Origin of the sequence: Streptomyces europaeiscabiei, assembly GCF_001550375.1 — a bacterium.
Lineage (GTDB): Bacteria > Actinomycetota > Actinomycetes > Streptomycetales > Streptomycetaceae > Streptomyces > Streptomyces europaeiscabiei.
In genome coordinates, this window is sequence record NZ_LRTR01000247.1 from 1 (window position 1) to 18,596 (window position 18,596).

Here is an 18,596-nt window from a genome sequence, read left to right on the forward strand (position 1 = left end):
GCCGTCGCGGGCGCCACGGCGACGGCCGCGCTCGCCGCCCTGAGCCTGCCCAAGGTCGACCTGCCCTCATGGCGGAGCCACGCCCTGGCCGGAGTGCCCGACGGGCCGACGCTCGGCCTTGTCGCGGCCGTCCTCACCACCACTCTAGTGTGCAGCGTGCAGTCGCTGCTGGGCGCCGTCGCCATGGACAAGCTGGCCGCAGGGCGGACCGACGTACGGCGATCCGACCTCGACCGCGAGCTGAGCGGCCAAGGCGCGGCCAATGTCGTCTCCGGCATCCTCGGCGGCCTGCCCATCGCCGGCGTCGCCGTCCGCAGCACGGCCAATGTGCGAGCCGGCGCCACCAGCAGGAACTCCACGATGCTGCACGGCGTTTGGGTGGTAGCGGCCGCGCTGCTCCTGGTCCCCTGCCTGGAGCTGATCCCCCTCGCCTCACTCGCCGCCCTGGTGATGGCCGTCGGGGTCCAGATGGTGTCCCTGCACCACATCCGCACGGTCACCCGGCACCGGGAAGTGCTGGTCTACGCCGTCACCACCTTCGGCGTCGTCGTCCTCGGTGTCCTGGAAGGCGTCGCGCTCGGCATCGCCGTGGCCGTCGGCGTCGCCCTGCACCGCCTCACCCGCACCCGTATCACCCACGAGGAGAGGGAAGGAGTCCATCACGTCCATGTAAGAGGACAGTTGACGTTCCTCGCCGTGCCCCGCCTCAGCCGCGCCCTGCATCAGGTCCCGCAGGCAGCCGCCGCCGTCGTGGAGCTGGACGGGTCGTTCATGGACCACGCGGCATACGAGTCGCTGCAGGACTGGCAGCACGCACACCAGGCGCACGGCGGCTCCGTGGAGATCACCGGGCGGGCCGGCACCCGTATCTCGGAACCCGCCAGCACCTCGGCCGCCGGCTGCCGCTGCCGGCCCTGGACCCCGTGGCGCAACCACCAGTGCGAGGCCCCGGCCACCCCGACGCGAGGCACCCCGCAGGAGGAGGCGGCCGAAGGGCCGAACGGGCATCAGCTGGCGCGCGGCATCAGCGCGTTCCAGCGCAACACCGCTCCCCTGGTCCGCGGTGAGCTGGCCCGGCTGGCACGCGAGGGGCAGCAGCCCTCGCAGCTCTTCCTGACCTGCGCCGACTCAAGACTCGTCACGTCGATGATCACCTCCAGCGGCCCCGGCGACCTCTTCGTCGTCCGCAATGTCGGCAACCTCGTGCCGCTGCCCGGCGAGGAGAGCGGCGACGACTCGGTGGCGGCGGCGATCGAGTACGCGGTGGACGTGCTGAACGTACGCTCCATCACGGTCTGCGGGCACTCCGGCTGCGGTGCGATGCAGGCCCTGCTCACGACCGACCCGCACGGCGCCCAGACCCCCCTCAAGCGCTGGCTGCGGCACGGCCGGCCCAGCCTGGACCGCGCGACCGACAAGAACCGCCCCTGGGCCCGCCTGGCCGGCCGCGAGCCGGCCGACGCCATCGAACAGCTCTGCCTGACCAACGTCATCCAGCAGCTGGAACACCTGAGAGCCCACGACTCCGTCGCCCGCGCCCTGCGCGAGGGCGCACTCGAACTGCACGGGATGTATTTCCACGTGGGCGAGGCACAGGCGTATCTGCTCACCGAGGAGGCCCCGAACGGCGGAGTCTTCGACCAGGTCGCCGGAACGGCCGGGACGGCCGACCCGACCGGGACGGTCCTGCACGACACGCGCGCGTGAACCGTTTTCCTTCGCGGTCCGTGGGAACGGATGGCGCCCTGGCGGTGGGGCCGCCCACCCACAGGTCTAAACCAATCCGAGGAAGGCCCTTGTCATCGGGGGTCCGGGTCTGATGAGCTGTGGCCTGGGACACAACGGACACCCTGGGAAAGGGAGATGTCGTGAGCAACGAAAGCCTGGCCAACCTCTTGAAAGAGGAGCGACGCTTCGCGCCGCCCGCTGACCTGGCAGAGAACGCCAACGTCACGGCTGAGGCGTACGAGCAGGCCAGGGCTGACAGGCTCGGCTTCTGGGCTGCTCAGGCCCGACGGCTCACCTGGGCCAAGGAGCCGACCGAGACGCTGAACTGGTCCAACCCGCCGTTCGCCAAGTGGTTCGAGGACGGCGAGCTCAACGTCGCGTACAACTGCGTCGACCGGCACGTCGAGGCCGGGAACGGCGACCGGGTCGCCATCCACTTCGAGGGCGAGCCCGGGGACAGCCGGACCGTCACCTACGCCGAGCTCAAGGACGAGGTGAGCAAGGCGGCGAACGCCCTGCTGGAGCTGGGGGTACAGGCGGGCGACAGGGTCGCGGTCTACATGCCGATGATCCCGGAGACGGCGGTGGCGATGCTCGCCTGCGCCCGGATCGGCGCCGCGCACTCCGTCGTGTTCGGCGGTTTCTCCGCGGACGCGCTCGCGACCCGCATCCAGGACGCCGACGCCAAGGTGGTCATCACCTCCGACGGCGGCTACCGGCGCGGCAAGCCGTCCGCGCTCAAGCCCGCCGTGGACGACGCGGCCGACCGCGCCGGCAATGTCGAGCACGTCCTCGTCGTCCGCCGCACCGGCCAGGACGTCGCCTGGAACGACTCCCGCGACGTGTGGTGGCACGAGATCGTCGACCGGCAGAGCGCCGAGCACACCCCGCAGGCGTTCGGGGCCGAGCACCCGCTGTTCATCCTGTACACGTCCGGCACGACGGGTAAGCCCAAGGGCATCCTGCACACCTCCGGCGGCTACCTCACCCAGACGTCGTACACCCACCACGCCGTCTTCGACCTCAAGCCGGAGACGGACGTGTACTGGTGCACGGCCGACGTCGGCTGGGTGACCGGCCACTCGTACATCGTGTACGGGCCGCTGGCGAACGGTGCGACGCAGGTCATGTACGAGGGCACGCCGGACACCCCGCACCAGGGGCGGTTCTGGGAGATCGTGCAGAAGTACGGGGTGACGATCCTCTACACCGCGCCGACGGCCATCCGTACGTTCATGAAGTGGGGCGACGACATCCCCGCGAAGTTCGACCTGTCCTCGCTCCGCGTCCTCGGGTCCGTCGGTGAGCCCATCAACCCCGAGGCGTGGATGTGGTACCGCAAGCACATCGGTGCCGACGCGACGCCGATCGTGGACACCTGGTGGCAGACCGAGACCGGCGCGATGATGATCTCGCCGCTGCCGGGCGTGACGGCGACCAAGCCGGGGTCGGCGCAGACGCCACTGCCGGGCATCTCCGCCACGGTGGTGGACGACGAGGCTCGGGAAGTCCCCGACGGCGGTGGCGGTTACCTGGTCCTCACCGAACCGTGGCCGTCGATGCTGCGCACCATCTGGGGCGACGACCAGCGGTTCCTCGACACGTACTGGTCGCGGTTCGAGGGCAAGTACTTCGCCGGCGACGGGGCCAAGAGGGACGACGACGGGGACATCTGGCTCCTCGGGCGCGTCGACGACGTGATGCTCGTGTCGGGCCACAACATCTCCACCACCGAGGTGGAGTCCGCGCTCGTCTCGCACCCGTCGGTGGCCGAGGCGGCCGTGGTCGGCGCGGCCGACGAGACCACCGGTCAGGCGATCGTGGCGTTCGTGATCCTGCGCGGCACGGCGAACGCCGAGGACGAGGGCCTCGTCGCCGACCTCCGCAACCACGTCGGCACCACCCTCGGCCCGATCGCCAAACCGAAGCGGATCCTGCCGGTGCAGGAGCTGCCGAAGACCCGCTCCGGGAAGATCATGCGGCGCCTGCTGCGGGACGTCGCGGAGAACCGGCAGCTCGGTGACGTCACGACGCTGACCGATTCCACGGTGATGGACCTGATCCAGGCCAAGCTCCCGGCGGCACCGAGCGAGGACTGACGACGCACGTACGGCCGCGAAGGGCACCCGGCGGCAAGCACGCCGGGTGCCCTTTGGCTAAGGTGAACAAAGGTGCGCCGGGAAGTCTGGTCGGCAAGAGCTTCGTCCTGCCCAGCGACCGGAGGTCCCCGCCGTGGCCGCGTCCCGCACCACCCCCACCCGCAAGGTTCTCGGCCGGCTCTCCCTGCCCGAGCGGACCTTCGTGGCGGACGCGCTGCGCACGGAGACCGTCGGCGGTGTGCTGCTGCTCCTGGCCGCCGTCACCGCGCTGGTCTGGGTCAACGTCCCCGCGCTGCACGACAGCTACGAGAGCGTCAGCCACTTCCGGTTCGGCCCCGCAGTGCTCGGCCTCGACCTGTCCGTGGCGCACTGGGCGGCCGACGGGCTTCTCGCGGTCTTCTTCTTCGTCGCCGGCATCGAACTCAAGCGCGAACTGGTCGCGGGTGACCTCCGGGACCCCGGGACGGCCGCGCTGCCCGTGGTCGCCGCGCTGTGCGGCATGGCCGTACCGGCGCTCGTGTACGTGCTCACCAACCTCACCGGCGGCGGCTCCCTGGCCGGGTGGGCGGTACCCACGGCTACCGACATCGCCTTCGCGCTGGCCGTGCTCGCGGTCATCGGCACCTCCCTGCCGAACGCGCTGCGTGCCTTCCTGCTCACCCTCGCAGTCGTCGACGACCTGTGCGCGATCCTGATCATCGCGGTGTTCTTCACCGACGGCCTCGACTTCGCCGCGCTCGGCGGCGCGTTCGCCGGTCTCGCCGTGTTCTGGCTGCTGCTGAGGAAAGGCGTGCGCGGGTGGTACGTATATGTTCCGCTCGCGCTCGTCATCTGGGCGCTGATGTACAACAGCGGCGTGCACGCCACCATCGCCGGTGTCGCGATGGGGCTGATGCTGCGTTGCACACGGCGCGAGGACGAGGAGCGCTCCCCCGGGGAACACATCGAGCACCTCGTGCGCCCCTTCTCCGCCGGTCTGGCGGTGCCGCTGTTCGCGCTGTTCAGCGCGGGTGTCGCGGTGTCGGGCAGTGCGCTCGGGAAGGTGTTCACACAGCCGGAGACGCTCGGGGTGGTGCTCGGGCTGGTCATCGGCAAGGCGGTCGGGATCTTCGGCGGGACCTGGTTGACCGCCCGCTTCACCCGGGCCTCCCTCTCCGAGGAACTGTCCTGGCCGGACGTCTTCGCGGTCTCCTCCCTCGCCGGCATCGGCTTCACCGTGTCTCTGCTCATCGGCGAACTGGCCTTCGAGGGCGACCGGGTGCTCACCGACAGCGTCAAGGCGGCCGTCCTCACCGGTTCGCTCATCGCGGCGGTCCTGGCGACCGTTCTGCTGAAGATGAGGAACGCCGAGTACCAGGCCCTGTGGGCCGCCGAGGAACGCGACGACGACCTCGACGGCATCCCCGACGTCTACGAACAGGACGACCCGGCGTACCACTTGCGCATGGCCGCGATCTACGAACGCAAGGCCGCCGAACACCGCAGGCTTGCCGAAGTGGCGGGCGGGGCAGGCGACGGCGACGACGGTCCGGCATGATCTGACAGGACCGTAGACAGCACCGTACAAACGCATATGAGGGAGACCCCGATGAGCGCACCCGACGGCAGCCCGGTCGGAGCCGAACGCAGTGTCGGCCAGTTGTTCGCCTCGGCGACGGCCGAGATGTCCGCGCTGGTGCACGACGAGATCGCGCTGGCCAAGGCCCAGCTGAGGCAGGACGTCAAGCGAGGCGTGATCGGCGGCGGGGCGTTCACCGCGGCCGGCACGGTGCTGATCTTCTCCCTGCCGATGCTGAGTTTCGCCCTCGCGTACGGCATCCGCACCTGGAGCGACTGGAACCTGGCGATCTGCTTCCTGCTGTCGTTCGCGGCGAACGTGGTGGTCGCCCTCGTGCTGACGCTGATCGGCGTCGTCTTCTCGAAGAAGGCCAAGAAGGGGCAGGGCCCGCAGAAGGTCGCCGCCTCCATGAAGGAGACGGCGGGCGTGCTGCAGAACGCCAAGCCGCACCCCCGACGGCCCGCCCCGGCCGACGACGCCGTCGAGGCTGTGGCACGCTCGACGTCATGACCGACCCCGCGACCACTCCGGCCGCCCCCTCGAATCAGCCCGCGTCTCCCGTACGGCTCGACGTGCCCGGCGCCAAGGGGCTGATCCACCGGGACGTGGCCGCCAATGGCGCGCGCTTCCATATCGCCGAGGTGGGCGACGGGCCGCTGGTGCTGCTGCTGCACGGCTTCCCACAGTTCTGGTGGACCTGGCGGCACCAGCTGGTCGCCCTCGCCGACGCGGGCTTCCGGGCCGTGGCGATGGACCTGCGCGGGGTCGGCGGCAGCGACCGCACGCCCCGGGGTTACGACCCCGCGAACCTCGCCCTCGACATCACCGGAGTCGTACGGTCCCTCGGCGAGCCCGATGCCGCCCTGGTCGGTCACGACCTGGGCGGCTATCTGGCGTGGACGGCGGCCGTGATGCGCCCCAAGCTCGTCCGGCGGCTCGCGGTGTCCTCGATGCCGCACCCGCGGCGCTGGCGCTCGGCGATGCTCTCGGACGTCAAGCAGACGTCCGCGGGCTCCTACATCTGGGGGTTCCAGCGGCCCTGGATCCCCGAGCGGCAACTCACCGCCGACGACGGCGCGCTGGTCGGCCGACTCATCCGGGACTGGTCGGGACCCCGGCTGCCCGACGACGAGGCCGTGGAGGCGTACCGGCGGGCCATGTGCATCCCGTCGACGGCGCACTGCTCGATCGAACCGTACCGGTGGATGGTGCGGTCCCTGGCCCGCCCGGACGGCATCCAGTTCAACCGCCGGATGAAGCGCCCGGTGCGTGTACCCACCCTTCACCTGCACGGTTCACTCGACCCGGTGATGCGGACCCGCAGCGCGGCCGGGTCCGGGGAGTACGTCGAAGCGCCGTACCGTTGGCGGCTGTTCGACGGTCTCGGACACTTCCCGCACGAGGAGGACCCGGTGGCCTTCTCGGCCGAACTCATCAACTGGCTGAAGGATCCCGAGCCCGACCGGTGAGTCCGGCCAGGTCGCCCGCCATCCGGACTTGAACACCTGTTCCAAGAGCCGTTACTTGCCCGGCGCATAGGCCAATTGGGGGGCGTGGGGGCGGTTATGGACCTTGGGGCGGGGGCACACGTCGGGGTATGGGCTGGACGCACGACTACAGTGACGCAGCACGCAACCGCCGCTCGGCCACCGGCTTGAGCTCCCACCAGAGGGGCGCCCCGCAACTGCAGGGCACGGATCCCCGGCTGGGCATTCCGCGCATCCTGCGCCGCCGGGCCCGCTGGGTCTCGGCCCGGCTGCGCCATCCCCGTCCCTGACCCAGGCGGGGCGACCCGCACAGGACCTCACCACACCGGCCCTGCCCGGCCTCAGAGCGCGCAGCTGTCGCTGTCCACCTGCTGGTTGGCCGTACGGCCCTTGGCGATGTCCTCCTCGACCTCGTCCGCGGTGAGGGCGTAGCCCGTTTCCGGGTCGTCGAGGGACTTCGCGAAGACCACGCCGTAGACCTTGCCTTCGGGTGTGAGCAGCGGGCCGCCGGAGTTGCCCTGGCGGACGGTCGCGTAGAGCGAGTAGACGTCGCGGTGGACGGTGCCGCGCTTGTAGATGTCGGCGCCGTTGGCCGTGATGCGACCACGCACGCGCGCGGGGCGGATGTCGTACGAGCCGTTCTCCGGGAAGCCCGCCACGATCGCGTCGTCGCTGCTCGCGGCGTCCTTGGTGGTGAACTCCAGCACGGGCGCCCTCAGGCTCGGCACGTCCAGTACGGCGATGTCGCGCTCCCAGTCGTAGAGGACGACCTTGGCGTCGTACTTGCGGCCCTCGCCGCCGATCTGGACGGTGGGTTCGTCGACTCCGCCGACCACGTGCGCGTTGGTCATCACCCGGCGCTCGCCGAAGACGAAGCCGGTGCCTTCGAGAACCTTGCCGCAACTCTGCGCGGTGCCCATGACTTTGACGATGGATCGCTTGGCGCGCTGGGCGACCGGGCTGTTCGCGAGCGCCGGGTCGGGGGGCTGGACCTCGGTGATCGGCTCGTTCGAGAACGGGCTGAAGACCTGTGGGAAGCCGTTCTGTGTGAGGACCGAGGAGAAGTCCGCGAACCAGGTGTCCGCCTGGTTGGGCAGGGCGCCTGCCACGCCCTGGAGCACCTTGGAGTTGCGAACCTCCTTGCCGAGCGTCGGCAGCGTCGTCCCGGCGAGTGCGGAACCGATCAGCCAGGCGACCAGGAGCATCGCCACGACGTTGACGAGAGCGCCGCCGGTGGCGTCCAGGGCGCGGGCCGGGGACCAGGTGATGTAGCGGCGCAGCTTGTTGCCGAGGTGGGTGGTCAGGGCTTGGCCCACGGAGGCGCAGACGATCACGATGACCACCGCAACGACGGCGGCGGCCGTGCTGACCTCGGAGTTCTCGGTCATCCAGTCCCAGATGACGGGCAGGACGTAGACCGCGACGAGGCCGCCGCCGAGGAAGCCGATCACCGAGAGGATGCCGACGACGAAGCCCTGTCGGTAGCCGACGATCGCGAACCAGACAGCGGCGACCAGCAACAGGATGTCCAGCACGTTCACCGCTTCAAGCCTCGCCTCGTCGCTTCGCGATCACTACAGGCCGGCCGGGGGGCCGGCCCGCCGCGCCACGACGGGGGGCCACAACAAGCCCCAAAAGACGCAGCACGGCAGACACCCTGTCATGAGCGCCAGTCGAGCGGGACCTGCTTCTCACGGTCCCAGGGCCGCTCCCAGCCCGCGTAGTGCAGCAGTCGGTCGATCACTCCGGCCGTGAACCCCCATACGAGGGCCGATTCGACCAGAAATGCCGGGCCCGCGTAACCGCGAGGGTGAACGGCGGTGGCTCTGTTGGCCGGATCCGTGAGATCCGCCACGGGGACGGTGAAGACGCGGGCCGTCTCGTTCGTATCGACGACCCGGACCGGGGTGGGCTGTCGCCACCAGCCCAGGACGGGCGTCACGACGAAGCCGCTGACCGGGATGTACAGCTTGGGCAGCACGCCGAAGAGCTGGACTCCGGCGGGGTCGAGGCCGGTCTCCTCCTCGGCCTCGCGCAGGGCGGCGCGCAGCGGACCGTCGGTCTGCGGGTCGCCGTCCTCGGGGTCGAGGGCGCCGCCCGGGAACGACGGCTGGCCCGCGTGCGATCTGAGCGAGCCGGCGCGCTCCATGAGCAACAGCTCGGGCCCGCTCGCACCCTCGCCGAACAGGATCAGGACCGCCGACTGTCGTCCCGAGCCGTTCTCCGGCGGCAGGAAGCGGCTCAGTTGCAGCGGCTCGACCGTCTCGACGGCGTGCACCACCGGGCCCAGCCAGGTGGGCAGGCCCGCCTTGTCCAGGACCGGCCGCCCGGCCGTCGGGCGACGCCCGTCGGCGGTGTCCGTGCCGCCGTCCGTCCGGCTCGCGTGTGTCATAGCCACCCCCGTCGTTCTTCCGGTCCCAACGCCCGGGGGACCGCTGATCGTTCCACTCGGGGCTCGCGTCCCTCTTGTGGGTGGCGGGTACCGCGACGGTGGGAGTGCGCGGCGGGCCACTCCGTGGGGCCCGTCATCCGGCGGCTCCCAGGGGCGGGGCCGGGATGCCGCCCGCGTCCAGGTAGGACTGCGGCGGCTTGAGGCGCTGGCCGGGGAAGCCGCCCTTCTCGTACTTCAGGAGCTTTTGGGCCTTCTCCGGGTCCGTTTCGCCCTCGCCGAACGCCGGACAGAGCGGGGCGATGGGGCAGGCGCCGCAGGCCGGCTTCCGGGCGTGACAGATACGGCGGCCGTGGAAGATCACGTGGTGCGACAGCATCGTCCACTCGCTCTTCGGGAAGAGCGCGCCGATGGCCGCCTCGATCTTGTCCGGGTCGGTCGCCTCGGTCCATCGCCAGCGTCGTACGAGCCGCTGGAAGTGCGTGTCGACGGTGATGCCGGGGCGACCGAAGGCGTTGCCCAGCACGACGAAGGCGGTCTTGCGGCCGACGCCGGGCAGTTTGACGAGGTCTTCGAGGCGGCCGGGGACCTCACCCCCGTGGTTCTCCACGAGGGCCTTCGACAGCCCTATGACCGACTTCGTCTTGGCCCGGAAGAACCCGCAGGGCCGCAGGATCTCCTCGACCTCCTCCGGGTTGGCCGCGGCCAGCTCCTCCGGGGTGGGGTACTTGGCGAAGAGCGCCGGTGTCGTCTGGTTGACCCGCAGGTCGGTCGTCTGCGCGGACAGGACGGTCGCGACGATCAGCTGGAAGGAGTTCTCGAAGTCCAGTTCCGGGTGCGCGTACGGATACACCTCGGCGAGTTCGCGGTTGATGCGACGGGCGCGACGGACCAAAGCGGTCTGCGACTCGGGCTTCGAGACCGCCTTCTTCGCCACCGCCTTTCGGGCGGGGGCGGCCCTTCTCGCCGGGGCGGCCTTCTTCGCCGGGGCCGTGGTCTTCCGGGCAGAGTTCTCCGCCGCTGATGGATCGGACACCTTCGTCGCCTTTGCCGTTTTGTTCGCTCCCGTGGGGCCCTGTTCGCCCACAGCGGAATCGCGACGTACAACCACCCGCCCAGCCCCCTTGGCCTGTGCTCTCACCGGCGTTTTGGACACCCGGCCAGCCTAAAGCCCGGCACCGACATCCGCCCCGGGCCCTGAAGATCGGCCCCCAATTGGACCCCTGACGCTTACCCCGGGACATGTGTGCGGCATCCTTGTGACAGATCACACTGTTTGGTCCGTCCGGCAAGATGGGGAACACGGTCCCCTGGTAGTACGGGGAGCAAGATCCCCTGAGCAGGTCGACAAGGAGAGAACTCGTGGACGACGTTCTGCGGCGCGCCCCGCTCTTCGCGGCGCTCGATGACGAGCAGGCCGCGGAGCTCCGCGCCTCCATGAGTGAGGTGACCCTCGCGCGCGGTGACGCTCTCTTTCACGAGGGCGACCCGGGTGACCGCCTCTATGTGGTCACCGAAGGCAAGGTCAAGCTTCACCGCGCGTCGCCAGACGGCCGCGAGAACATGCTGGCCGTGCTCGGCCCCGGTGAGCTGATCGGCGAGCTGTCGCTGTTCGACCCGGGTCCGCGGACGGCGACCGCCACGGCGCTGACCGAGGTCAAGCTGCTCGGCCTCGGCCACGGCGACCTCCAGCCGTGGCTCAACGCGCGGCCCGAGGTGGCCGCGGCGCTGCTGCGAGCTGTCGCACGGCGTCTGCGCAAGACCAACGACCAGATGTCCGACCTCGTGTTCTCGGACGTGCCCGGGCGGGTCGCTCGCGCACTGCTGGACCTCTCCCGACGGTTCGGTGTGCAGTCGGAGGAGGGCATCCATGTGGTGCACGACCTCACGCAGGAAGAGCTGGCACAGCTCGTGGGTGCGTCTCGGGAGACCGTGAACAAGGCGCTGGCGGACTTCGCGCAGCGGGGGTGGCTGCGGTTGGAGGCTCGCGCGGTGATTCTGCTGGACGTGGAGCGGCTGGCCAAGCGGTCGCGCTGACCGTTTCTGGTCCGGGTCGTCCGGCCGACGTCGTGACCCGGGTCATGCGGCCGACGTCGTAAGCGTCGATGGGGTTCGTCTCGTTCAGCGGGGCGGGCCCCATTGGTTTCTCCAGGGGTTTCGCCCCCGCCGCCGCTACCCGTTCCCATCCCCAGGGGCTGTGCCCCTTCGACCCCCTTGGGCGCCCTATGAAACGCCTTGTGGCTTGGGGGTTCGGATTTGTTGGCGGGTGCGGGTTCGTCATGGTTGCTCGCGCAGTTTCTCGCGCCTCTTGCGGGGCTTGAATGGCCTACCCCCTCGCGTCCCTCCCGGCACAGTGACCCCATGGTCGGAATGGGGCGTGCACGAGGGCTGGACAGTCGCGGATACATCGAGCGGGAGGGGGCGCTCGGGCGGGTGCCCGAGGTGTTTCGGCCTGTGGTGGCGGCGGCTCGGGGCCGGGTTCTGGACGTGTTCGGGGGGCGGCTGCACAGTGCGTACCTCTACGGGTCGATTCCCCGGGGCACGGCACGTCCGGGGCGCAGTGACCTCGATCTGTTGCTGGCGTTGCGCGAGGAGCCCACAGAGGCGGACCGGACGGCGGCTCGGGCGCTGGACGAGGCTTGGGACACCGCGTTTCCGCAGATCGACGGGGCCGGAACGCTGCTGGTCAGCCGGGCGCAGGTGCTCAGCGACCTGGAGCGGTACGACCTGGGCTGGTTCGTGGCCTGTCTGTGCACTCCCCTGCTGGGCGAGGACCTGGCGCAGGACCTGCCGCGCTATCGGCCCGGCTCCCTCCTCGCCCGCGAGACCAACGGCGACCTCGCGCTGCAGCTGCCGCGCTGGCGTGAGCGGGTCGCGCGGGCCACGACCGACGACGCCCGGCGGGTGCTCGTCCGCGGTTGCTCCCGGCGGCTCGTCCGCACCGGCTTCACCCTCGTCATGCCCCGCTGGAACGGCTGGACCAGCGATCTGCACGAGATGGCGGAGGCGTTCGGCGAGTACTACCCGGAGCGCGCCGCGCAGATGCGCGCGGCGGCGGTTGCCGGGTACGAACCGGGTGCCCGGGCCGACGTTCTGCGGGCGTATCTGGACGACCTCGGGCCCTGGCTGGCGGATGAGTACGCGCGCGTGCACGGCGTCAAAGCGCCCCGCCCCGGAGATCAGTGAAGGGCCTGAGGGGCTGATCCTCGGGTCGTGGGGCTCCGAGCGCGCCCCGGGAGGGCCCTGGAAGCGCCTGGGCGGGGCCGCTGAGGCCCGGGAGGCCTCAGAGGCCCAGGGAGACCCCTCGGTCGCGCGTGGCCCCGGAGGCGGCCGCTCAGGCTCGGGGGTCAGATCAGGCCGTGGTCGGTCAGGTACTCCAGTTGCGCCCGTACCGAGAGTTCCGCGGCCGGCCACAGGGAGCGGTCGACGTCCGCGTAGACACGGGCCACGACCTCGCCGGGGGTGCGGTGGCCGTTCTCGAAGGCCGTCTCGACCTGGGCGAGTCGGTGGGCGCGATGGGCGAGGTAGAACTCGACGGCGCCCTGGGCGTCCTCCAGGACGGGGCCGTGGCCGGGGAGGACGGTGTGGACGCCGTCGTCGACCGTGAGGGACCTGAGGCGGCGGAGGGAGTCGAGATAGTCGCCGAGACGGCCGTCGGGGTGGGCCACGACCGTCGTACCGCGCCCCAGGACGGTGTCGCCCGTCAGGACGGCCCGGTCGGCCGGGAGATGGAAGCAGAGCGAGTCGGCGGTGTGGCCGGGGGTGGGGACGACGCGGAGTTCGAGGCCGCCGACCGAGACGACGTCGCCCGCGCAGAGCCCTTCGTCGCCGAGCCGCAGCGCCGGGTCGAGGGCCCTGACGTTCGTCCTGGTCAGCTCGGCGAAGCGGGCGGCGCCCTCCGCGTGGTCCGGGTGCCCGTGCGTGAGCAGGGTCAGCGCGACCCTCTTGCCCGCCGACTCCGCCGTGTCGACGACGTTGCGCAGGTGGACGTCGTCCAGGGGCCCCGGGTCGACCACGACCGCCAGCTCGGAGTCCGGTTCGGACACGATCCAGGTGTTGGTCCCGTCCAGCGTCATCACGGACGCGTTCGGCGCGAGCACGTTGACCGCGCGCGCGGTGGCGGGCCCGGACAGGACGCCGCCCCTGGGCTGGCCGGGAAGGGCTGCTGCGTCGGTCATGCGGGGGCGCCTTCCAGCGGGGTGGGCGGAGTGTCACGGTGTGGGACGGTGGCCGGCGCGGCGTTTCGACGCCCGCGCGGCGGGGTGCGGGGCGCCCGGAGGAACGGGGCCTCGCCGCCCGGCCGTCCCGGGAGGGCCGACGTATCCGTCACGGGGAGTCTCCGGCGGCCGATATGCGCTTGGTGAACTCGGCGTGGCCGGGCCAGGAGAGAACCACCTCGTCGCCCTCCAGGCGGGCCTGTGCGAGTACGGGGGTCAGGTCGCGGGCGGGTGCGGCGGCGAGCGCGGCGGCGGCCGTGTCGTACCGCGCGAGCCGGCGCAGCGTCGCGATGGTGGGCGGCATCATCAACAGTTCGCCCTTGTCGTAGCCGTCCGCCGCGTCACGGGGGCGGATCCACACCGTGCGGTCGGCCTCCGTGGAGGCGTTGCGGGTGCGCTGGCCCTGCGGGAGGGCCGCCACGAAGAACCAGGTGTCGTAGCGGCGGGACTCGAACTCGGGGGTGATCCAGCGGGCCCAGGCGCCCAGCAGGTCGGACCGCAGGACCAGCCCTCTGCGCTCCAGGAACTCCGCGAAGGACAGCTCCCGGGCGGCCACCGCCGCGCGATCCGCCTCCCAGTCGTCGCCCGTGGTGTCGCCGACCACGGTGTCGGAGCCGGGCCCGGCGAGCAGCACGCCCGCCTCCTCGTACGTCTCCCGTACGGCCGCGCAGATGATCGCCTGGGCGCCGGTCTCGTCGACACCGAGCCGGGACGCCCACCACGCGCGCGTGGGGCCCGCCCAGCGGATCTGGTGGTCGTCGTCGAGCGGATCCACACCGCCGCCCGGATACGCGTACGCGCCCCCGGCGAAGGCCATGGAGGCGCGTCTGCGCAGCATGTGCACGACCGGGGTGCCGGACGTGTCCTTGAGCAGCATGACGGTGGCGGCCCGCCTGGGGGTCACCGGTGTCAGCGTGCCGGCCGCGAGCGCGCGGATACGGTCCGGCCACTCGGCTGGGTACCACTGCCCGTTTGCCATGGGCGGAGGCTAACTCGTCAGGGGCGGATGTTCGAGTGAGCCTCCGCGATCTTGGCGACCGCTACGCGCTGGTGAGCTCCACCTGGAGCTCCACCTCGACCGGCGCGTCCAGCGGCAGTACCGCAACGCCGACCGCGCTGCGCGCGTGGACGCCCTTGTCGCCGAAGACTGCGCCCAGGAGTTCGCTCGCGCCGTTCAGCACGGCGGGCTGGCCCGTGAAGTCGGAGGCCGAGGCCACGAAGCCGACGACCTTCACCACGCGCGCGACACGGTCCAGGTCGCCCGCCACGGACTTCACCGCGGCCAGGGCGTTCAGCGCGCAGGTGCGGGCGAGTTCCTTGGCCTCCTCGGGGGTGACCTCCGCGCCGACCTTGCCGGTGACGGGCAGCTTGCCCTCCACCATGGGGAGCTGCCCGGCGGTGTACACGTACACACCGGACTGCACGGCCGGCTGGTACGCGGCGAGCGGTGGCACGACCTCGGGCAGCCTCAGCCCGAGTTCCGCGAGTCTGGCCTCGACGGCGCTCACGGCTTGGGCCGCTTCAGGTAGGCCACCAGCTGCTCGGGGTTGTTCGGCCCGGGTACGACCTGGACGAGCTCCCAGCCGTCCTCGCCCCAGGTGTCCAGAATCTGCTTCGTGGCGTGGACGAGCAGCGGCACGGTTGAGTATTCCCACTTGGTCATGTGGCCGACTTTATCCGCTGCCCGGCCGCTGTCCGCCGCGGGTTCCGTCTTGGTCCGCCGCGGGTTCCGTCTCGGCCCGCCGCGGGTTCCGCCGCCGTCCGCCGCGGGTTCCGTCGCCGTCCCGGCGGGCAGGAAGGCCTGGACGGGCCCGGGCCGACAGGCGGGGAGAGCACAAGTTGTCCACAGCCTCCCGCGTAGTCCGCGCGCGGACTGGTTAGGCTCGAATACGTGAGCAGGCTCCAGGTCGTCAGCGGCAAGGGCGGGACCGGAAAGACCACGGTCGCCGCCGCACTCGCGCTCGCCCTCGCGACCGAGGGGAAGCGCACCCTCCTGGTCGAGGTCGAGGGCAGACAGGGCATCGCGCAGCTCTTCGAGGCAGAGGCACTGCCGTACGAGGAGCGGAAGATCGCGGTGGCATCCGGGGGCGGGGAGGTGTACGCGCTGGCCATCGACCCCGAACTGGCCCTGTTGGACTACCTCCAGATGTTCTACAAACTGGGCGGGGCGGGCCGGGCCCTGAAGAAGCTCGGCGCCATCGACTTCGCGACCACCGTCGCGCCCGGCCTGAGGGACGTGCTGCTGACCGGCAAGGCCTGCGAGGCGGTCCGCCGCAAGGAGAAGAGCGGGCGGTTCACGTACGACTACGTGGTGATGGACGCGCCGCCCACCGGGCGCATCACCCGCTTCCTGAACGTCAACGACGAGGTGGCGGGCCTCGCCAAGATCGGCCCGATACACAATCAGGCCCAGGCCGTCATGCGGGTCCTGAAGTCCCCCGAGACGGCTGTGCATCTGGTGACGCTGCTGGAGGAGATGCCCGTCCAGGAGACGGCGGACGGCATCGCCGAGCTGCGGGCCGCGAAGCTTCCGGTGGGGCGGATCATCGTCAACATGGTGCGGCCCGAGCTGCTGGACGCCGACGAGCTGGAGTTCGCGCGCGGGGTGCCGCGCACGGCCGTCGCCAAGTCCCTGTCCACGGCGGGCCTGGGCGGCGCACGGCGCGGCGGCACCGCCGAGCGCCTGGTGGAGCCACTGCTCACGCAGGCTGAGGAGTACGCCGAGCGGTACACCCTGGAGCACGAACAGCGGGGAGTACTGGGCAAGCTGGGCCTTCCCCTGCACGAACTGCCGTTGCTCGCCGAGGGAATGGATTTGGCGGGCCTGTACGAACTGGCCACGGAACTGCGTCAGCAAGGAATCTCATGACTCCGGACCCGGCCGCCACGCACGATGCGGCCCACTCCCACGACGGACACCGCGTGATCGGCTCGACCCGCCCCCTCGCGATCGACCCCCTGCTGGACGACCCGCGGACGCGCATCGTGGTGTGCTGCGGCGCCGGCGGGGTGGGCAAGACGACCACGGCGGCGGCGCTCGGGGTGCGGGCCGCCGAGCGCGGCCGCAAGGTGGTCGTGCTCACCATCGACCCGGCCCGGCGGCTCGCCCAGTCCATGGGCATCGACTCGTTGGACAACACCCCGCGGCGGGTGAAGGGCATCGACGGGGACGGCGAACTGCACGCCATGATGCTCGACATGAAGCGCACCTTCGACGAGATCGTCGAAGCGCACGCGGACCCCGACCGGGCCTCCGCCATCCTGAGCAACCCCTTCTACCAATCGCTCTCGGCGGGCTTCGCGGGCACGCAGGAGTACATGGCGATGGAGAAGCTGGGCCAGTTGCGGGCCCGGGACGAGTGGGACCTGATCGTCGTCGACACGCCGCCCTCCCGCTCGGCGCTGGACTTCCTGGACGCCCCGAAGCGGCTCGGCTCGTTCCTCGACGGCAAGCTGATCCGCGTCCTGCTGGCGCCGGCGAAGGTCGGCGGGCGGGCCGGCATGAAGTTCCTGAACGTCGGCATGTCGATGATGACGGGCGCCCTGGGCAAGCTCCTCGGCGGTCAACTGCTCAAGGACGTACAGACGTTCGTGGCCGCCATGGACTCCATGTTCGGCGGCTTCCGTACGCGCGCGGACGCCACGTACAAGCTGCTCCAGGCACCCGGCACGGCCTTCCTCGTGGTGGCCGCGCCCGAGCGGGACGCGCTGCGCGAGGCGGCGTACTTCGTGGAGCGGCTGGCGGCCGAGGACATGCCGCTGGCCGGGCTGGTGCTCAATCGCGTCCATGGCAGCGGCGCGGCCCAGCTGTCCGCCGAGCGCGCGCTCGCCGCCGCGGAAAATCTTGACGAGCCCCGCATTGTGGATCAGATGGACGGGAAAGCAGTTCGTAACTCTCCCGACACGTACGGCAGTTCAGGCAGTCCCGACCGTCCAGGCAGTCCAGAATCTCGCGCAACGACCGGCACCCCGGACGGCTCCCCCGCCCCGGAGGACCAGCAGAACCAAGCCGTTGCCGATCAGGCCGTCTCCCCGGACCTGACCGTGGAACAGCTCACGGCGGGCCTGCTCAGGTTGCACGCCGAGCGGATGCGTCTGCTCTCCCGCGAGCAGCGCACGCGTGACCGCTTCACCGCGCTGCATCCCGAGGTGGCCGTCGCCGAAGTGGCCGCGCTGCCCGGTGATGTCCACGACCTGGTGGGTCTGCGGAACATCGGCGACCGGCTCGCGGCCATAAGGCCGGAACTTCCCACCTCCGACGACTGATACCGCTGTCGGACGACTGGTCTTCACTGCTGTCGGACAGCTGATGTTCACCGCTGTCGGACGGCTGATCTTCCGACGGCTGCCCGAGGGCCCCACGAACAGGCCCGGGACCGCACGACCGGCCGAGGATCGAACCAGGCCCCGACTGCGGATCCACGCCTCGGGGCACCCGAGAGCCGGCACACCTGCCCGACGCGCCGACACCTCAAGGGCGCCCTCGACCGACGTGGCCCGGAAGGGGCCTCGCCCTCAGCTCACCGCCGCGTAGTTCTCGTACATCTCGTCATCGTCGAGCGGCAGAATGCCCGCGCCACGCTCGTACTCCGTGCGCGCGGTCTCCAGCAGCCTGCGCCAAGACGTGACGGTCGGACGCCTGCGCAGCAGTGCGCGGCGCTCGCGCTCCGTCATTCCTCCCCACACGCCGAACTCGACGCGGTTGTCCAACGCGTCCGCCAGGCACTCCGTACGCACCGGGCATCCGGTGCACACCGCCTTGGCCCTGTTCTGCGCTGCTCCTTGAACGAACAGTTCATCCGGATCGGTAGTGCGGCAGCCAGCCTGCGCACTCCAGTCGGTTACCCAGCCCATACCGGCGCCGTCCTCTCCCGAATCGAGGCTCCCCCACGGCGGCAGCGGCATATTCACCGCCGCCAGTTGAGGACGTTACGGAAGGTGGGCACAGCGCAACACCCCCTTCGGGCCCAATCTTGAATGGCCCGAACGGACTATGCGTAAGCGGCAGATCACCCGCGGGAGTGACCTGAGGACATACATGACTATCCCGACAGAACGGGATAGTTGACATGTGTCACAACGGACACCGAATGACACACGAGGCGTATTCGGACACGG

At 70.7% G+C, this 18,596-nt stretch carries 18 protein-coding genes; 10 read left to right on the forward strand and 8 right to left on the reverse strand.

All coding sequences use genetic code 11. The features are described from left to right. The 6 genes from AWZ10_RS11840 to AWZ10_RS53625 form a co-directional block, all read left to right on the forward strand. A partial coding sequence (locus AWZ10_RS11840) for a carbonic anhydrase (protein WP_060891040.1) occupies positions 1 to 1,707 on the forward strand: 1,707 nt, incomplete at its 5' end. Positions 1,708 to 1,868: 161 nt separating this feature from the next. Next, positions 1,869 to 3,827: an acetate--CoA ligase gene (gene acs, locus AWZ10_RS11845; protein WP_046709643.1), complete on the forward strand. Its 1,959-nt coding sequence runs from the start codon at positions 1,869 to 1,871 to the stop codon at positions 3,825 to 3,827. A 133-nt stretch (positions 3,828 to 3,960) separates the two neighbouring features. Then, complete coding sequence (nhaA, locus tag AWZ10_RS11850) at positions 3,961 to 5,364, forward strand: Na+/H+ antiporter NhaA (RefSeq protein WP_046709640.1); 1,404 nt, start codon at positions 3,961 to 3,963, stop codon at positions 5,362 to 5,364. A gap of 51 nt (positions 5,365 to 5,415) precedes the next feature. Further along, entirely contained in the window at positions 5,416 to 5,895 is a 480-nt protein-coding gene (locus AWZ10_RS11855) for a phage holin family protein (RefSeq protein WP_037702568.1), read from the forward strand. Further along, a complete protein-coding gene (locus tag AWZ10_RS11860; RefSeq protein WP_046709639.1) occupies positions 5,892 to 6,854 on the forward strand; it encodes an alpha/beta fold hydrolase in 963 nt (320 codons plus the stop codon). Before AWZ10_RS11855 ends, AWZ10_RS11860 begins: the two co-directional genes overlap by 4 nt. 128 nt (positions 6,855 to 6,982) lie before the next feature. After that, positions 6,983 to 7,162, forward strand: coding sequence for a hypothetical protein (locus AWZ10_RS53625; RefSeq protein ID WP_037702570.1), 180 nt, complete (start codon positions 6,983 to 6,985; stop codon positions 7,160 to 7,162). 51 nt (positions 7,163 to 7,213) lie between these two features. Here the strand turns inward: AWZ10_RS53625 and AWZ10_RS11870 are convergent, their stop codons facing one another. From AWZ10_RS11870 to nth, 3 genes are all read right to left on the reverse strand, one after another. Then, on the reverse strand, positions 7,214 to 8,413 hold the full coding sequence (locus AWZ10_RS11870; protein ID WP_046704219.1) for a MarP family serine protease: 1,200 nt from the start codon (positions 8,411 to 8,413) through the stop codon (positions 7,214 to 7,216). Between the two features lie 119 nt (positions 8,414 to 8,532). Next, entirely contained in the window at positions 8,533 to 9,264 is a 732-nt protein-coding gene (locus tag AWZ10_RS11875; RefSeq protein WP_037702572.1) for an NUDIX hydrolase, read from the reverse strand. Positions 9,265 to 9,397: 133 nt separating this feature from the next. After that, positions 9,398 to 10,297, reverse strand: a complete 900-nt coding sequence (gene nth / locus AWZ10_RS11880) for an endonuclease III (RefSeq protein ID WP_234361108.1) — start codon at positions 10,295 to 10,297, stop codon at positions 9,398 to 9,400. Positions 10,298 to 10,623: 326 nt separating this feature from the next. Between nth and AWZ10_RS11885 the strand changes: the two genes are divergently transcribed. After that, positions 10,624 to 11,298 carry a Crp/Fnr family transcriptional regulator gene (locus tag AWZ10_RS11885; protein ID WP_005476003.1) on the forward strand — a complete coding sequence of 225 codons (675 nt, stop codon included), beginning with the start codon at positions 10,624 to 10,626 and terminating at the stop codon, positions 11,296 to 11,298. A gap of 324 nt (positions 11,299 to 11,622) precedes the next feature. Continuing rightward, positions 11,623 to 12,447 (forward strand): nucleotidyltransferase domain-containing protein, encoded by an 825-nt coding sequence (locus tag AWZ10_RS11890; RefSeq protein ID WP_060891041.1) that lies wholly within the window; start codon positions 11,623 to 11,625, stop codon positions 12,445 to 12,447. A 161-nt stretch (positions 12,448 to 12,608) separates the two neighbouring features. On the opposite strand, the gene AWZ10_RS11895 is transcribed toward AWZ10_RS11890, so the two are convergent. From AWZ10_RS11895 to sp36, 4 genes are all read right to left on the reverse strand, one after another. Beyond that, positions 12,609 to 13,439, reverse strand: coding sequence for an MBL fold metallo-hydrolase (locus tag AWZ10_RS11895; RefSeq protein WP_046704216.1), 831 nt, complete (start codon positions 13,437 to 13,439; stop codon positions 12,609 to 12,611). 148 nt (positions 13,440 to 13,587) lie between these two features. Further along, a complete protein-coding gene (locus AWZ10_RS11900; protein ID WP_060891042.1) occupies positions 13,588 to 14,457 on the reverse strand; it encodes an NUDIX hydrolase in 870 nt (289 codons plus the stop codon). Between the two features lie 61 nt (positions 14,458 to 14,518). Further along, entirely contained in the window at positions 14,519 to 14,986 is a 468-nt protein-coding gene (locus AWZ10_RS11905) for a RidA family protein (RefSeq protein WP_046704214.1), read from the reverse strand. Beyond that, on the reverse strand, positions 14,983 to 15,141 hold the full coding sequence (sp36, locus tag AWZ10_RS50100) for a Sp36 family protein (protein ID WP_005476015.1): 159 nt from the start codon (positions 15,139 to 15,141) through the stop codon (positions 14,983 to 14,985). The genes AWZ10_RS11905 and sp36 overlap by 4 nt, the downstream gene beginning before the upstream one ends. A 228-nt stretch (positions 15,142 to 15,369) precedes the next feature. On the opposite strand from sp36, the gene bagA reads away from it, so the two are divergent. Next, the gene (gene bagA / locus AWZ10_RS11910; RefSeq protein ID WP_060891043.1) at positions 15,370 to 16,347 is read left to right on the forward strand and encodes an ATPase BagA; all 978 of its coding nucleotides are present in this window, start codon (positions 15,370 to 15,372) and stop codon (positions 16,345 to 16,347) included. Continuing rightward, on the forward strand, positions 16,344 to 17,744 hold the full coding sequence (gene bagB, locus AWZ10_RS11915) for an ATPase BagB (protein ID WP_060891044.1): 1,401 nt from the start codon (positions 16,344 to 16,346) through the stop codon (positions 17,742 to 17,744). The genes bagA and bagB overlap by 4 nt, the downstream gene beginning before the upstream one ends. A 249-nt stretch (positions 17,745 to 17,993) precedes the next feature. On the opposite strand, the gene wblA is transcribed toward bagB, so the two are convergent. Beyond that, positions 17,994 to 18,332 carry a transcriptional regulator WblA gene (gene wblA, locus AWZ10_RS11920; protein WP_046704211.1) on the reverse strand — a complete coding sequence of 113 codons (339 nt, stop codon included), beginning with the start codon at positions 18,330 to 18,332 and terminating at the stop codon, positions 17,994 to 17,996. Positions 18,333 to 18,596: the final 264 nt, after the last annotated feature.

Bases quoted from the DNA above. Each gene is read 5' to 3' on its own strand.
- AWZ10_RS11855 (WP_037702568.1), top strand. From the start codon at position 5,416: ATGAGCGCACCCGACGGCAGCCCGGTCGGAGCCGAACGCAGTGTCGGC.
- sp36 (WP_005476015.1), bottom strand. From the start codon at position 15,141: ATGACCAAGTGGGAATACTCAACCGTGCCGCTGCTCGTCCACGCCACG.
- AWZ10_RS11890 (WP_060891041.1), top strand. From the start codon at position 11,623: ATGGTCGGAATGGGGCGTGCACGAGGGCTGGACAGTCGCGGATACATC.
- wblA (WP_046704211.1), bottom strand. From the start codon at position 18,332: ATGGGCTGGGTAACCGACTGGAGTGCGCAGGCTGGCTGCCGCACTACC.
- AWZ10_RS11860 (WP_046709639.1), top strand. From the start codon at position 5,892: ATGACCGACCCCGCGACCACTCCGGCCGCCCCCTCGAATCAGCCCGCG.
- AWZ10_RS11875 (WP_037702572.1), bottom strand. From the start codon at position 9,264: ATGACACACGCGAGCCGGACGGACGGCGGCACGGACACCGCCGACGGG.
- AWZ10_RS11895 (WP_046704216.1), bottom strand. From the start codon at position 13,439: ATGACCGACGCAGCAGCCCTTCCCGGCCAGCCCAGGGGCGGCGTCCTG.
- bagB (WP_060891044.1), top strand. From the start codon at position 16,344: ATGACTCCGGACCCGGCCGCCACGCACGATGCGGCCCACTCCCACGAC.
- AWZ10_RS53625 (WP_037702570.1), top strand. From the start codon at position 6,983: ATGGGCTGGACGCACGACTACAGTGACGCAGCACGCAACCGCCGCTCG.
- AWZ10_RS11900 (WP_060891042.1), bottom strand. From the start codon at position 14,457: ATGGCAAACGGGCAGTGGTACCCAGCCGAGTGGCCGGACCGTATCCGC.